The 399-nt window shown below is 63.7% G+C and carries 1 protein-coding gene; it reads left to right on the top strand.

Translation table 11 applies throughout. The features are described 5' to 3' along the window. The coding region (locus C6382_RS24050) for an immunoglobulin-like domain-containing protein (RefSeq protein WP_158262121.1) at positions 1-399 on the top strand (399 nt) is incomplete at both ends.

The raw sequence follows: 399 nt of genomic DNA, 5'->3' as shown, positions 1-399 counted from the left end.
GCAACGGCGAAGACGTCTACAAGGACGGCAGCGCGTTGACCGCCACGATCACCGGCGTCAACGGCCCTGGCTTTGAAAAGCTGGAAGTCGGCAACAGCTCGGCAACCTCGACGGTGGTCGACACCACGACGGTCGCGACCGTGAGCCTGACCGGTTCGGTACAAGACGAAGGCCCGTCGGCGCAGTACATCTTCACTGCCACGCTGAGCCATGCCTCCCAAGGCGTGACCACGATCACCACTGACCAGGGGCTGATCACCATCGCCGATGGCCAGACCACGGGCACCCTGACGGTTCCGGCTGGCAACGGCGAAGACGCCTACAAGGACGGCACCGAACTGACCGCCACGATCACCGGCGTCAACGGCCCGGGCTTTGAAAAGCTGGAAGTCAAAGACG

The sequence above is a fragment of the Pseudomonas sp. BBP2017 genome (genome assembly GCF_003024385.1).
Classification (GTDB): domain Bacteria; phylum Pseudomonadota; class Gammaproteobacteria; order Pseudomonadales; family Pseudomonadaceae; genus Aquipseudomonas.
Note: the sequence above shows the minus strand (reverse complement) of the source record. Positions and strands in the feature narration are given on the sequence as shown.